Origin of the sequence: Pseudomonas sp. Larv2_ips (assembly GCF_963879675.1) — a bacterium.
GTDB lineage: Bacteria > Pseudomonadota > Gammaproteobacteria > Pseudomonadales > Pseudomonadaceae > Aquipseudomonas.
Genome location: NZ_CAWOAW010000027.1, coordinates 104764 through 119140, shown reverse-complemented (window position 1 = coordinate 119140; position 14377 = coordinate 104764). Strand labels below are relative to the sequence as shown.

Here is a 14377-nt window from a genome sequence, read left to right as displayed (position 1 = left end):
ATAAATAAATGAGCTTTTTTGCACCATGAGAGGGATTTCAGCTTAGGGCATGCACCAGCCGTTAAACCGCCTTCGCGAGCAAGCCCGCTCCCACATTTGATCGATTTCCAACTATGGAATGCGCTCGAATGTGGGAGCGGGCTTGCTCGCGAATGAATCCACCTCGGTCTCTTTGAAAAAACGCGCAAAAAAAAACGGAGCCCGAAGGCTCCGTTTGTTCCAACCAGCCCAAATCAGGCCAGTTTTTTGTGACGCACACGGTGCGGCTGGGCAGCCGCATCGCCCAAGCGCTTTTTACGGTCCGCTTCGTACTCGGTGTAGTTACCTTCGAAGAACACCGCTTGGGAGTCGTCTTCGTACGCCAGGATGTGAGTCGCGACGCGGTCCAGGAACCAGCGATCGTGAGAGATCACAATGGCGGCGCCCGGGAAGTCCAGCAGGGCTTCTTCCAGGGAACGCAGGGTTTCAACGTCGAGGTCGTTGGACGGTTCGTCGAGCAGCAACACGTTGCCGCCTTCTTTCAAGGTCAGGGCCAGGTGCAAGCGGCCGCGCTCACCACCGGACAGGTCCTTGACGAACTTCTGCTGGTCGCCGCCCTTGAAGTTGAAACGGCCGACGTAGGTGCGCGACGGGATTTCATAGTTGCCGATGCGGATCTGGTCGGAACCGTCGGAGATTTGCTGAAACACAGTCTTGCTGCCATCCAGGTCTTCGCGGCTCTGGTCGACGCAGGCCAGTTGCACGGTTTCACCGACTTCGATGGTGCCCGAATCCGGCGTTTCCTTACCCATCAGCATGCGGAACAGGGTGGATTTACCCGCACCGTTACCGCCGATTACGCCGACGATCGCGCCTTTTGGCATGGAGAACGACAGGTTGTCGATCAGCACGCGGTCGCCATAGCCTTTGGTGACGTTCTTGAACTCGATGACCTTGTCACCCAGGCGCGGGCCGGCCGGGATGTAGATCTCGTTGGTTTCGCTGCGCTTCTGGAATTCCTGCGACTGCATTTCTTCAAAGCGTTGCAGACGAGCCTTGGATTTGGACTGGCGGGCCTTGGCGCCTTTGCGCACCCACTCCAGCTCTTCCTTCATGGCTTTTTCGTGGGCCGATTGCTGCTTGGATTCAGCGGCCAGACGGTCGGATTTGGCTTCCAGCCAACCGGAGTAGTTGCCCTCGTAAGGGATACCGGCGCCACGGTCGAGTTCCAGAATCCAGCCGGCGACGTTGTCCAGGAAGTACCGGTCGTGCGTGATCGCAACCACGGTGCCCGGGAAATCGTGAAGGAAGTGTTCCAGCCAGGCGACGGAATCGGCGTCCAAGTGGTTGGTCGGTTCGTCGAGCAGCAGCATGTCGGGGGCCGACAGCAGCAGGCGGCACAGGGCCACGCGACGCTTTTCACCACCAGAGAGGAATTCAACCTTGGCGTCCCACGCCGGCAGGCGCAGCGCATCGGCGGCGACTTCCAGCTGGCGCTCCAGGTTGTGACCGTCGCCGGCCTGCAGGATGGCTTCGAGCTTGGCCTGTTCGGCGGCCAGTTTGTCGAAGTCGGCGTCTTCTTCGGCGTAGGCGGCGTAGACCTCGTCCAGGCGCGCCTGGGCGTTCTTGATCACGGCCACGGCCTCTTCGACCACTTCACGCACGGTCTTGGTCGGGTCCAGGATCGGCTCTTGCGGCAGGTAGCCGATGTTCAGCTCGGGCATCGGGCGGGCTTCGCCTTCGAACTCGGTGTCGACGCCGGCCATGATTTTCAGCAGCGTGGACTTACCCGAACCGTTGAGGCCGAGCACGCCGATCTTGGCGCCAGGGAAGAAGGACAGCGAAATGTTTTTCAGGATTTCCCGCTTCGGCGGAACAACTTTTCCCAGCCGATGCATGGTGAAGACGTATTGAGCCATGGTGAACCTAGCGTCAGTGACTGATGAATTGAGCGGGCGAAGCCCGTGCAGGTCATGCGCCGCGCGGGCCGTTGACGGTGGTCAATGCCTTCGTGCGCAAAAAGCCTGAATGTCTGGGGCTGGAACGCCCCCGCGTAACCGGCAAAGCTACCTGAATGCGCTTGGTCAGTCCAGCCAGGCAGGGCTGGCACTTTGCCACAAGTCAAGGCATGCTAGCCGCCCTCCGGGCGTCCGGCTTATAGTGCACGTCGCGCGCCAGTCCAGCCAAACCGCAGGATCACAGCTTGTCCAAAGTCACGCCGCCAACTCCCCTGCGCGCCGCTCATATAGCGCCGGGAGCGCCCCTGCACGGCACCCTCAAAGGCGCATTGGCGACGCTTGTCCTGCTGCTGCTCGCGTTATTGTTCTGGCAACTGCTGGACCAACTGCAGCAAAACCAGAAGAACCAACAGCAATACACCATCGACTACAGCGCCGACCTGGCTGAACAGATCAGCTTGAACATGGCCCTGAGCGCCAAAATCGCCCTGAATTTGCTGCCGATGGTCGAGCCGCCGCGCAATGACGAACAGCAACAGGCGCTGATGCGCACCTTGCAACGTTCGCTGCCGGAACTGCGCAGTGTCGCCCTGCTCGCCCCCAGCGGCGCGATGATCAGCGACAGCGCCAAAGACAGCCAGGACAGCGCCTGGCTTGAAGAGCTGGTACAGCGCAGTCACTCGCAACCTTATTACCTGAGCAACAACCCGGACGGCACGATCATTTATCTGCTGCTGCACCAGCCCAGCGGCGGCTCGCGGATGTATTGGGCGCTGCGCCTGGCGCCCAACTACCTGAGCAACCTGACCCGCCAGGACGGCCAGGGCCAGCGCCCGATGTGGGCCATCGAGAACCGCCTCAACCACCGCGTGGTCAGCCGTGACAGCGGCATGCCGGCGCAGTGGGCCTCCGCGCTGACGCCGGACGAATTGAACAAAAGCGTACTGGTCACGCCCCTGAGCAAAAGTGACTGGCAGTTGCGCGGGCTGTTCGACCGCAGCGCCGTGCTGGAGCAACTGCTGCCGGCCTTCATCGGCAAATGCCTGCTGGGCCTGGCCTTTTCGCTGATCCCGGTGATCGTGCTGCTGAACATGCGCCGTCGCCAGCGCCAGGTGCATGAAGGCCGGCGCCGCTATCAGGATATTTTCGAAGGCACCGGCGTGGCGCTTTGCGTGCTCGACCTGTCGGGGTTGAAGACTTTTTTCGACAAAACCAGCATGCACACCCGTGAGCAATTACAGGCCTGGCTGCACACGCACGTCGAAGAACGCCAACAACTGCTCAATGAGTTACGCGTCACCGAGGTCAACCAGGTGGCTGTGCGCCTGTTGAACGTCAGTTCTTGCGAGCAAGCCTGGGAGCGTCTGATCGATGACTGCCCGCGCAACGCCACGGCCATCGGTTATCAGGTTCTGGAAGCCGTACTGACCCAGCAGAAACAGCTGGAGCTGGAAATTCAGCTCAACGACGTTGCCGGCAACGACCAGTACCTGTGGCTGGTGATGCGCCTGCCGGAGCAGCAGGACGACTTCAAGGCGGTCATCCTCAGTATCAGTGACATCACCAGCCGCAAGCTGATCGAGCTGTCGCTGGTGGAGCGTGAGAGTTTCTGGTCAGACGTGGTGCGCACCGTGCCGGATCACCTGTATGTGCAGGACGTGATCAGCCAGCGGATGATTTTCAGCAACCACCACTTGGGCCACACCCTCGGCTATAACAGGGCCGAACTGCAGCAAATGGGCGAGTACTTCTGGGAAATCCTGCTGCACCCCGACGATGCGGAGTATTACCACGACCTGCGCCAGCAACAACGTGAAGTCGGCTACACCACGCAGCTGCATTGCCAACTGCGCTTTCGGCACCGCAACAACCAATGGCGCCGCTTCGATATCCGCGAGCAAGCCCTGGCCCGCGACAAGACGGCGGTGGTCACGCGGATTATCGGCGTGGCCAAAGACATTACCGATCAGATAGAAGCCAGCGAGTCCCTGCGCGACAGCGAGCAGCGCTACCGCATGCTGGCCGAAAGCATCAGCGACGTGATCTGCTCCACCGACAGCCAGCTTGCGCTCAATTACGTCAGCCCGTCGGTCAATGCCGTGCTGGGTTATGACGTGGATTGGGTGTTCAAGAATGGCTGGCAGTCGATCATCGCCAACCCGCAACAACTGTCCGGCATTTACAGCCTGGTGGAGCAGGTCAGCCGCTCGCTGGGCGACACTGCGGCGCTGAACAAGCTGCGCGATGACGTGCAAACCCAGCTGTTCCTGTTCGACTGCCTGCGCGCCGATGGCCGCAAGGTGCCGATCGAGCTGCGCCTGGTGCTGGTGTGGGACGAGCACGGCGCGTTTGAGGGCATCCTCGGCGTGGGCCGCGATATCAGCCAGCAACGGCGCGCCGAAAAAGACCTGCGCATGGCGGCCACGGTATTCGAACACTCCACCTCAGCGATTCTGATCACCGACCCGGCTGGTTATATCGTGCAGGCCAACGAGGCCTTCAGCCGGGTCAGCGGCTATGCCGTCGCGGATGTGCTCGACCAGTTGCCGAACATGCTCACCGTTGACGAACAACAGGAAGCCCACCTGCGTTATGTGCTCAAGCAACTGCACCAGCACAGCACCTGGGAAGGCGAAGTGTGGCTCAAGCGCCGCAACGGCGAGCATTACCCGGCGTGGGTCGGCATTACCGCCGTGTTCGATGATGAAGGCGACCTGGCCAGCTACGTGTGCTTCTTCAGTGACATCAGTGAGCGCAAGGCCAGCGAGCAGCGCATCCACCGCCTGGCGTATTACGACGCCCTGACCCACCTGCCCAACCGCACGCTGTTCCAGGACCGCCTGCACACTGCCCTGCAGGCAGCGGAACGGCAGAAGTCGTGGGTGGTGCTGATGTTCCTCGACCTCGACCGTTTCAAACCGATCAACGACTCCCTGGGCCACGCCGCCGGCGACCGTATGCTCAAGGAAATGGCCACGCGCCTGCTGGGCTGCGTGGCTGAAGACGACACCGTGGCGCGCATGGGCGGCGACGAGTTCACCTTGCTCCTGCAACCACGGGTGAGCCGTGACATGGCGCTGAACCGCGCGATTCACGTGGCCGAGCAGATCCTGGCCAGCCTGGTAAGGCCGTTTGTGCTTGAAGGCCGCGAGTTCTTTGTGACCGCCAGTATCGGTATCGCCTTGAGCCCGCAGGACGGCAACGAGCTGAGCCAGTTGATGAAGAACGCCGACACCGCGATGTACCACGCCAAGGAACGCGGCAAAAACAACTTCCAGTTCTACCAGGCGGACATGAACGCCAGCGCCCTGGAGCGCCTGGAGCTGGAAAGCGACCTGCGCCACGCGCTGGATCAGAACGAATTCGTGCTGTATTACCAACCGCAGTTCAGTGGCGATGGCAAACGCCTGACCGGCGCCGAAGCCCTGCTGCGCTGGCGCCACCCACGCCGCGGGCTGGTGCCGCCGGGTGATTTCATTCCGGTGCTGGAGGAGTTGGGACTGGTGGTGGACGTGGGCGACTGGGTGCTCAGCGAGGCCTGTCGCCAGCTCAAGACCTGGCACCAGAACAAGGTGCGGGTGCCGAAGGTCTCGGTGAACATCTCGGCGCGGCAGTTCTCCGATGGCCAACTGGGCGAGCGCATCGCCACCATTCTCAGGGACACCGGCCTGCCGCCGGCATGCCTGGAGCTGGAGCTGACCGAAAGCATCCTGATGCGCGAAGTCAACGAAGCCATGCAGATCCTCGCCAGCCTTAAAAACCTCGGGCTGAGCATCGCGGTGGACGACTTTGGCACGGGTTATTCGTCGCTCAACTACCTCAAGCAATTCCCCATCGACGTGCTGAAGATCGACCGCACCTTTGTCGACGGCCTGCCCTCCGGCGAGCAAGACGCGCAAATCGCCCGCGCCATTATCGCCATGGCCCACAGCCTGAACCTGGCGGTGATCGCCGAGGGTGTGGAAACCCATGAGCAGCTGGACTTCCTGCGCGAGCATGGCTGCGATGAAGTACAGGGGTATCTGTTTGGGCGGCCGATGCCGGCGAATCGGTTTGAAGCGCAGTTCAGTAATGATGCGCTGTTCATGTTCGACTGAAACCTTGCAGTGCGGCTGATGGCCACATCGCGGGCAAGCCCGCTCCCACATTTGATCTGTGAACCCATTCAAGTGTGGGAGGGGGCTTGCCCCCGATAGGGCCAGCACAGTCACCGCTTATCCCCAGATGAGCCCCACTTGTCCGCGACATGATGTCCTTTCATATGCCATCTAAAACCCATTGGGTTAGAATGCCCTCCTTTTCTGCCCCCGATCCTTGAGGACCGCCATGTTCAGCCGTGATTTGACTATTGCCAAGTACGACGCCGATCTCTTTGCCGCCATGGAGCAAGAAGCCGTGCGCCAGGAAGAGCACATTGAGCTGATCGCTTCGGAAAACTACACCAGCCCTGCGGTCATGGAGGCTCAAGGTTCGGTTCTGACCAACAAGTACGCTGAAGGCTACCCTGGCAAGCGCTACTACGGTGGTTGCGAGTACGTCGACGTGGTTGAGCAGCTGGCCATTGACCGTGCCAAGGAACTGTTCGGCGCCGATTACGCCAACGTCCAGCCACACGCCGGCTCCCAAGCCAACAGCGCCGTGTACCTGGCCTTGCTGCAAGGCGGCGACACCATCCTGGGCATGAGCCTGGCCCACGGCGGTCACCTGACCCACGGCGCCAGCGTTTCTTCCTCCGGCAAGCTGTACAACGCCGTTCAGTACGGTATCGATGCCAACGGCCTGATCGACTACGACGAAGTCGAGCGTCTGGCGGTCGAGCACAAGCCTAAAATGATCGTGGCCGGTTTCTCTGCCTACTCGCAGATCCTGGACTTCCCACGTTTCCGCGAAATCGCTGACAAGGTCGGCGCTTACCTGTTCGTTGACATGGCTCACGTAGCCGGTCTGGTCGCCGCTGGCGTCTACCCGAACCCGGTGCCTTACGCTGACGTGGTCACCACCACTACGCACAAAACCCTGCGCGGCCCACGTGGCGGCCTGATCCTGGCGCGCGCCAACGCCGAGATCGAGAAGAAGCTGAACTCCGCCGTATTCCCAGGCGCCCAAGGTGGCCCGCTGGAGCACGTAATCGCCGCCAAAGCGATCTGCTTCAAAGAAGCCCTGCAGCCTGAGTTCAAGACTTACCAGCAACAAGTGGTCAAGAACGCCAAGGCCATGGCCGGTGTGTTCATCGAACGCGGCTACGACGTGGTCTCCGGCGGTACTGAAAACCACCTGTTCCTGCTGTCGCTGATCAAGCAGGACATTTCCGGTAAAGATGCTGACGCTGCCCTGGGCAAAGCCTTCATCACCGTGAACAAAAACTCCGTGCCGAACGACCCACGTTCGCCGTTCGTCACCTCCGGCCTGCGCTTCGGCACCCCGGCTGTGACCACTCGTGGCTTTAAAGAAGCAGAGTGCAAGGAACTGGCTGGCTGGATCTGCGACATCCTGGCAGACCTGAACAACGAAGCCGTGATCGACGCGGTGCGTGAGAAGGTCAAGGCCATCTGCAAAAAGCTGCCGGTGTACGGCGCTTGATTGCAGTTGCTTGAATAAAAAGCCCGGCTCTTGAGCCGGGCTTTTTTATGGGCGATCTCAAAGTGAAATACGGTTCACTGTGGGAACTGGCTTGCCTGCGATAGCGGTTTGTCAGCTGATACCGCTGTGACTGATACACCGCCATCGCAGGCAAGCCAGCTCCCACACAGGGCTGCATTTCAAGTCAGGATTATTGGTAGACCTTCGCAAATCCTTCGCGGATTTTGTCTTCCGGCAACTCATCGGCAATAAACACAATCACACTTTCGCGCGCCTCGCCCTCGGCCCATTCGGTGTCCCAATCGAACCCGTAAAGCTTGAGCACGCCTTGAAACACCATGCGCCGGTCTTCGCCGGCAATGTTCAGCACGCCCTTGTAGCGCAGCAGTTGCTTGCCGTGGTCTTCCAGCAGCTCGTTCATGAACTCGCTGAGGCGGTCGATATCCAGCGGCTGGTCGGTGCGCAGCACCAGGCTGGAAATGCGGTCGATGGCCGGCGCCGCGCTGACCGGGCGCAAGCTCATGCCGGCGTTGAGGTTGAAGCCGCGCACATCAAGCAATTCGGCCAGGTCGATGGCGCCATGATCCACCACGCGGATCGGCGCGCGGCGGTTGATGCGGGTCAGGCGCTGGCTGAGGGCGTCGAAGGTGGCCTCGTCCACCAGGTCGCGCTTGCTCACCAGCAAGCGGTCGGCAAAACCGATCTGGGCCTGGGCGATGGTCTGGGTCAGGTGGTGTTCGGCATGGGCCGCGTCCACCAGGGTGATGATGCCGTCGAGAAGGTAGCGCTCGCGCAGTTCTTCGTCGATGAAAAAGGTCTGGGCCACCGGCGCCGGGTCGGCCAGGCCGGTGCACTCAATCACCAGGCGGTCGAAGGCAATCTCGCCGCTGTCCAGGCGCTCGAGCAGCAGGTACAGGGCTTTGGTCAGGTCAGTGTGGATGGTGCAGCACACGCAACCGTTGGACAGGGTCATGACTTGCACCGGTTCTGCGCCCAGCAGCTGGGTGTCGATACCGGCGTCACTGAATTCGTTTTCGATCACGGCGATTTTCAGGCCGTGCTCGGCCTTGAGCAGGTGGCGCAGCAAGGTGGTTTTGCCCGCGCCGAGAAAGCCGCTGAGGATGGTGACGGGGATGGGAGAGGACAAAAATTTTCTCCTGTTTAATGAAATAACTGAAGGAACACAAAACAAATGTGGGAGCTGGCTTGCCTGCGATGCAGACAACTCGGTCTTTCAGTCAGACCGAGGTGTGCCATCGCAGGCAAGCCAGCTCCCACATAAAGCCCTGCTCCCACAAGGGGACTCGCTAACCCGACAGGCGGGCTAGCAGCACTTGGGCCCACCCTTGCCACCGTAACGGGCTTCCTGGCGTTCCCGGAAGAACGCCTTGTAGTCCATCACCGGTTTGTCCGGGTGTTTGGTTTGCATATGCTCGACGTAGGTGTCGTAGTCGGGCATGCCGACCATCAGGCGCGCGGCCTGACCGAGGTATTTACCGAGGCGACTGATGTCATTGAACATGGTTGCAATCCTCGATTACGCGTCCGGAACCGCCTGGAACGGGGCTTCTTTATCCGTACGTTCTTTGTTGCCCCAGGCGGCGACGCCAACCTTGAGCGCATAGAACAGGATGCTGAATACCACGAACAGGAACAGCGCCGTGAGCGTTGCGTTGGTGTAGGCGTTCCAGATCACGTGTTGCATCTGGTCGATGTTCTTGGCCGGCGCCAGGATCTGGCCGCCTGCCAGGGCATCGCTGTACTTCTTGGCCAGCGACAGGAAGCCGATCGCAGGGTTCGCGTCGAACAGCTTGATGAAGCCCGCCGTGGTGGTGCAGATCAGCAGCCAGACCGCCGGCAGCATGGTCACCCAGATGTAGCGCTGGCGTTTCATTTTGATCAGCACGACCGTGGCGAGCATCAGTGCGATCCCGGCCAGCATCTGGTTGGAAATACCGAACAGCGGCCACAAGGTGTTGATGCCGCCCAGTGGGTCGATCACGCCTTGGTACAGCAGGTAACCCCACATTGCCACGCAACCTGCGGTTGCGATCAGGTTGGCAGTCCAGGATTCGGTACGCTTGAGCGACGGCACGAAGGAGCCGAGCAAGTCCTGGAGCATGAAGCGACCGGCACGGGTACCGGCGTCAACCGCCGTCAGGATGAACAGCGCTTCGAACAGGATCGCAAAGTGGTACCAGAACGCCATGGTGTTTTCACCCGGCAACACACTGTGCAGGATCTGCGCGATACCCACCGCGAGGGTCGGTGCACCGCCGGCACGTGCCAGGATGGTGGTTTCGCCGATGTCATGGGCCACTGCTTGCAGCGCTTCCGGCGTAATCGCAAAACCCCAGCTGCTGACGGTTTGTGCCACGGCCATCACATCACCACCGACCACGGCGGCCGGGCTGTTCATGGCGAAGTACACGCCAGGTTCGATCACCGAGGCGGCAACCATTGCCATGATGGCCACGAACGATTCCATCAGCATCGCGCCGTAGCCGATGTAACGGGCGTTGACTTCGTTATCCAGCAACTTGGGCGTGGTGCCCGAGGAAATCAGCGCGTGGAAACCCGAGACCGCGCCACAGGCGATGGTGATGAACAGGAACGGGAACAGGCCGCCCTTCCACACCGGGCCGGTGCCGTCGATGAACTGGGTCAGCGCTGGCATTTTCAGCTCTGGCATGGTGACCAGAATGCCGATCGCCAGGGCAATGATGGTGCCGATTTTGAGGAAGGTGGAAAGGTAGTCACGCGGCGCCAGGATCAGCCAAACCGGCAGTACTGCGGCAACGAAGCCGTAGCCGATCAGCATCCAGGTGATTTGGATCCCGGTGAAGGAGAAGGCCTTGGCCCATACCGGGTCGGCGGCAATCTGCCCGCCCAGCCAGATCGAACCGAGCAGCAACAGCACGCCGATCACCGAGATTTCACCAATGCGGCCCGGGCGGATGTAGCGCATGTACACGCCCATGAACATCGCAATCGGGATGGTCGCCATTACGGTGAAGATGCCCCATGGGCTTTCGGCCAGGGCCTTGACCACGATCAGCGCCAGCACCGCGAGGATGATGATCATGATCAGGAAGCAACCGAACAACGCGATGGTCCCCGGGATGCGGCCCATCTCTTCGCGAACCATGTCGCCAAGGGAGCGGCCATTGCGACGGGTGGACAGGAACAGGACCATGAAGTCTTGCACTGCACCGGCCAGCACCACGCCTGCAATCAGCCACAGGGTGCCGGGCAGGTAGCCCATTTGCGCCGCCAGCACCGGGCCGACCAGCGGGCCTGCACCGGCAATCGCCGCAAAGTGGTGGCCAAAAAGGATGTGTTTGTTGGTCGGCACATAGTCCAGACCGTCATTATTGAGCACTGCGGGGGTGGCCCGCCGTGGATCGAGTTGCATCACGTTGTTTGCGATGAACAGACTGTAGTAACGGTACGCAACCAGGTAGATGGCCACAGCAGCGACCACAATCCACAAGGCGTTGATCGCCTCGCCGCGGCGCAAGGCCACTACGCCCAGGGCGCACGCTCCTACGATTGCCAGCACCAGCCAGGGTAGGTGGCGTAGCAGGCTATTATTATTTTTCATTTTTATATTCCAGCCAGGGTGGACAGAAAGGACAGCCAGTCCGAGTTTAGCGCTGTTGGCTTTAAAGGCCACCCCCCTACATTGGTCTAGAGCCTTGCCCGGGCAAAAAAAGCACAAATAAAAGCTCGATGATGGCGCGGGGCTACAATCCTTCTATCCACAGAGGATTTGACATGAACGAACAGTCGTCTGATCGACGCCGTTTTCGGCGTATCGCCTTCGATGCACGAACGACCATTGCGCAGAACGGCTGGAATTGGCCGGTGCAACTGGTGGACTTGTCGCTCAAAGGTTTGCTGGTGCAACGCCCGGATGACTGGCAGGGCAATCGCACGGAGTCGTTCGACGTGGATATCCGCCTTGATCCGCAGGCGCATATAAAGATGCAGGTGAAGCTGGCCCATGACGATCACGGGCAATTGGGGTTTGTGTGCGAGCACATCGATCTGGACTCGATCAGCCATTTACGCCGGCTGATCGAACTGAACCTCGGCGATCAGGAAGAACTTGAGCGCGAACTCGGCGCACTGCTGCAGGTGTGACGCGTCAGGGAAACGCCTTACGCGCAGGGAATTCGTTTTCTGCGTCCCAGTAGCCCGCCTTCTGACTCGACGTGGCCTGCCATTGCCCGTCGACAAAACGGTAGGTTTCAAACCGGGTGGCAAAATCATCATCGCCGTCACCGTCCATAAATGACGAGACTTGCAACAACTCATCCGCGCCACCTTCGGCGGGCGTTGCGATCTGCCACGCGGCTTTGCCGGTCTGGGCCAGGGTCAATGGCTCGACCTTAGCGTCGGCGCCCTTGTAATTCAGCGGCGTGAGTTGCTGCCGGCTCGGCAGCAGCAGTTGTGTCGCGGGGCCGCTGTAGCTGCCCATCGGCGCGGTTTGATCGATGGTCAAAAAATACACAGGTTCCGGCAGCCCTTTGATGGGGGCCTTCTCCACCTGGGCCAAGGGGTAGCCGAGTTCTTCGCTTGCCAGCACTTCTCCGGACGCCGACAGCAAGCGCAGTCGGGCGTTAAGCAGCGGGTGCTCAACCAGATCACCGGGCTCGTCAAACGAGTCCTCATCCAGGCCATTGCCCCAGCTGTCTTTGTGCAACTGGGCGCTGATGCGCTGGTCTTCCAGTACCTGCAACACGCTGGCGTCTTGCGTTGCCAGCGTCTGCGCCGATCGGTAACCGACCGGCAGCTTGGCCGGCTCGGCCAAAGCACCCATCGGCAACCCAACCAAGGCCATGAACAGGGCAACGGCTGCCCAGCGATTCGAGTTGTACATTGCACTCATCCCTGACTGATCCATGAATTATTCGAACAGTGCATCCAGCGCCTGCTCCAGGCGGGTTACACCGATCACCTTCAACCCTGCCGGCATTTCCTTGGGCGCGTTGCCTTTGGGCACAATCGCGCGCTTGAAGCCGTGCTTGGCCGCCTCCTTCAGACGCTCCTGGCCGCTCGGCACCGGGCGTACTTCACCCGACAGGCCAACCTCACCAAACACCAGCAGATCGTGGGGCAACGGTTTATTGCGCAGGCTGGACATCACCGCCGCCATCAACGCCAGGTCGGAGGCGGTTTCCAGCACCTTCACCCCACCGACCACGTTGAGAAACACATCCTGGTCGTGGGTGGGAATGCCGCCGTGACGGTGCAACACCGCCAGCAGCATTGCCAGGCGATTCTGATCCAGGCCAAGGGTCACGCGGCGCGGGTTGGCCAAATGGCTGTCATCCACCAGTGCCTGCACTTCCACCAGCATCGGGCGAGTGCCTTCCCACGTCGCCATCACCACGCTGCCTGGGACTTCTTCCTGAGCGCGTGTGAGAAAAATCGCCGAGGGGTTGGAGACTTCTTTAAGCCCACGGTCGGTCATGGCAAACACGCCCAGTTCGTTCACCGCGCCGAAGCGGTTCTTCACCGCCCGCAGCAACCGCAAACGGCCATCGGATTCACCCTCGAAATACAACACGGTGTCGACCATGTGCTCCAGTACCCGCGGGCCGGCCAGCGCACCTTCTTTGGTTACATGGCCGACCAGGAAGATCGCCGTGCCGCTCTGCTTGGCATAACGCACCAGCAGCGCCGCGCTCTCGCGCACTTGGGAGACGCCGCCCGGCGCCGATTGCAGCTGTTCGGTAAAAATCGTCTGGATTGAGTCGATCACCATGACCTTGGGCTTTTCGATGCGCGCCGTGGCGATGATGCTTTCGATGCAGGTTTCGGTCATTACCCGCAGTTGGTCCTGGGGCAAGCCCAGGCGGCGGGCGCGCATCGCCACCTGCTGCTGGGATTCTTCGCCGGTGACGTACAGCGCCGGCATGCGGCTGGCGATGCTGCACAGGGTTTGCAGCAGGATGGTCGATTTGCCGATGCCCGGGTCGCCGCCGATCAGCACCACCGAGCCGTCCACCAGGCCGCCGCCGAGCACGCGGTCGAGCTCACCGGACGCGGTGGAGAAACGCGGGATTTCTTCGACGCTGACTTCCGCCAGGGTCTTGATCTGCGCCTGTTGCCCGGTCCAGCCGGCACGGCCGGTGGGCGCTGCGGCGCCGCCGCTTTCGATCATGGTTTCCGTCAGGGTGTTCCACGCGCCGCACTCGGTGCATTGGCCGGCCCACTTGGGAAAGGTCGCGCCGCACTCTGTGCAGCCGTACATGCGCTTGGCCTTTGCCATTTGAGAACCTCCAACCGAAAAACCGCGATGATAGCTCAGCGCGGCGCCGGGGTCCGGATTTCACCACTGGCCAATCGTGAAGCGCTGTTGCCGATCGGGTCTTCAGCGTTGAGGTCGGCGCCTTTGGCTTTCAACTCATCCAACAACTCGACGCGCTTGAACAGCCCGGCGTACATGGCCGCGGTCTGCCCGGCGCCGTTGCGTTGGTCGGGGTTGCAGTCAGTGGCCAGCAGACGCTGGGCAATTTTCAGCTCGCCTTTGAAAATTGCGCCCATCAGGGCGGTGTTGCCGCGTTTGTCTTGCACGCAGGCGTCGGCGCCGGCGCTGAGCAGGCGCTCCACGAAAGGGCCCTGGCCGTGATAGGCGGCGAGGATCAGCGCGGTGTAGCCCTTGTCGTCCTGGGTGTTGAGGCCGTAGCCGGACTCGATGAAGGTGTTGAGCATGTCGATATCGCCACGGCGGGCGGCATCGAAATAGTAGTCCTGCAGCTGTGCCTTGAGCGCGACCGGGTCAGGCGACTCGGCATGGGCGACAAAGGCCAGCATCGCCATCAGTAAACCAATCGAAATACGCATGGGGG

At 60.9% G+C, this 14377-nt stretch carries 10 protein-coding genes; 3 read left to right on the top strand and 7 right to left on the bottom strand.

The window, feature by feature from the left end; all coding sequences use genetic code 11:
- Positions 1–233: 233 nt before the first annotated feature.
- Positions 234–1898: an energy-dependent translational throttle protein EttA gene (ettA, locus tag AACV02_RS17510; RefSeq protein ID WP_106579286.1), complete on the bottom strand. Its 1665-nt coding sequence runs from the start codon at positions 1896–1898 to the stop codon at positions 234–236.
- A gap of 284 nt (positions 1899–2182) precedes the next feature.
- On the opposite strand from ettA, the gene AACV02_RS17505 reads away from it, so the two are divergent.
- Together AACV02_RS17505 and glyA are read left to right on the top strand one after the other, a co-directional pair.
- Positions 2183–6034: a sensor domain-containing protein gene (locus tag AACV02_RS17505; RefSeq protein ID WP_119740985.1), complete on the top strand. Its 3852-nt coding sequence runs from the start codon at positions 2183–2185 to the stop codon at positions 6032–6034.
- Between the two features lie 229 nt (positions 6035–6263).
- The gene (gene glyA / locus AACV02_RS17500) at positions 6264–7517 is read left to right on the top strand and encodes a serine hydroxymethyltransferase (protein WP_119740983.1); all 1254 of its coding nucleotides are present in this window, start codon (positions 6264–6266) and stop codon (positions 7515–7517) included.
- A gap of 190 nt (positions 7518–7707) precedes the next feature.
- Here glyA and yjiA read toward each other — a convergent pair whose 3' ends face one another.
- The 3 genes from yjiA to AACV02_RS17485 all read right to left on the bottom strand — a co-directional run bounded on the left by yjiA (position 7708) and on the right by AACV02_RS17485 (position 11121).
- Entirely contained in the window at positions 7708–8664 is a 957-nt protein-coding gene (gene yjiA / locus AACV02_RS17495; protein ID WP_119740981.1) for a GTPase, read from the bottom strand.
- Between the two features lie 177 nt (positions 8665–8841).
- Complete coding sequence (locus AACV02_RS17490) at positions 8842–9039, bottom strand: YbdD/YjiX family protein (protein WP_003194308.1); 198 nt, start codon at positions 9037–9039, stop codon at positions 8842–8844.
- A 15-nt stretch (positions 9040–9054) separates the two neighbouring features.
- Positions 9055–11121: a carbon starvation CstA family protein gene (locus AACV02_RS17485; protein ID WP_106579291.1), complete on the bottom strand. Its 2067-nt coding sequence runs from the start codon at positions 11119–11121 to the stop codon at positions 9055–9057.
- Between the two features lie 173 nt (positions 11122–11294).
- Between AACV02_RS17485 and AACV02_RS17480 the strand changes: the two genes are divergently transcribed.
- Positions 11295–11663 carry a PilZ domain-containing protein gene (locus tag AACV02_RS17480; protein WP_106579292.1) on the top strand — a complete coding sequence of 123 codons (369 nt, stop codon included), beginning with the start codon at positions 11295–11297 and terminating at the stop codon, positions 11661–11663.
- 4 nt (positions 11664–11667) lie between these two features.
- Here the strand turns inward: AACV02_RS17480 and AACV02_RS17475 are convergent, their stop codons facing one another.
- Genes AACV02_RS17475 through AACV02_RS17465 form a run of 3 tightly spaced genes read right to left on the bottom strand, consistent with a single transcriptional unit; the run spans position 11668 to position 14372 of the window.
- On the bottom strand, positions 11668–12402 hold the full coding sequence (locus AACV02_RS17475; RefSeq protein WP_177413701.1) for a hypothetical protein: 735 nt from the start codon (positions 12400–12402) through the stop codon (positions 11668–11670).
- 27 nt (positions 12403–12429) lie between these two features.
- Positions 12430–13797 (bottom strand): DNA repair protein RadA, encoded by a 1368-nt coding sequence (radA, locus tag AACV02_RS17470; protein WP_017139308.1) that lies wholly within the window; start codon positions 13795–13797, stop codon positions 12430–12432.
- A 35-nt stretch (positions 13798–13832) separates the two neighbouring features.
- On the bottom strand, positions 13833–14372 hold the full coding sequence (locus AACV02_RS17465) for an ankyrin repeat domain-containing protein (protein WP_106579293.1): 540 nt from the start codon (positions 14370–14372) through the stop codon (positions 13833–13835).
- Between the last annotated feature and the right edge of the window lie 5 nt (positions 14373–14377).

Coding starts and splice junctions, on each gene's coding strand:
- glyA (WP_119740983.1), top strand. CDS start 6,264: ATGTTCAGCCGTGATTTGACTATTGCCAAGTACGACGCCGATCTCTTT.
- AACV02_RS17480 (WP_106579292.1), top strand. CDS start 11,295: ATGAACGAACAGTCGTCTGATCGACGCCGTTTTCGGCGTATCGCCTTC.
- AACV02_RS17490 (WP_003194308.1), bottom strand. CDS start 9,039: ATGTTCAATGACATCAGTCGCCTCGGTAAATACCTCGGTCAGGCCGCG.
- ettA (WP_106579286.1), bottom strand. CDS start 1,898: ATGGCTCAATACGTCTTCACCATGCATCGGCTGGGAAAAGTTGTTCCG.
- AACV02_RS17465 (WP_106579293.1), bottom strand. CDS start 14,372: ATGCGTATTTCGATTGGTTTACTGATGGCGATGCTGGCCTTTGTCGCC.
- AACV02_RS17475 (WP_177413701.1), bottom strand. CDS start 12,402: ATGTACAACTCGAATCGCTGGGCAGCCGTTGCCCTGTTCATGGCCTTG.
- AACV02_RS17485 (WP_106579291.1), bottom strand. CDS start 11,121: ATGAAAAATAATAATAGCCTGCTACGCCACCTACCCTGGCTGGTGCTG.
- radA (WP_017139308.1), bottom strand. CDS start 13,797: ATGGCAAAGGCCAAGCGCATGTACGGCTGCACAGAGTGCGGCGCGACC.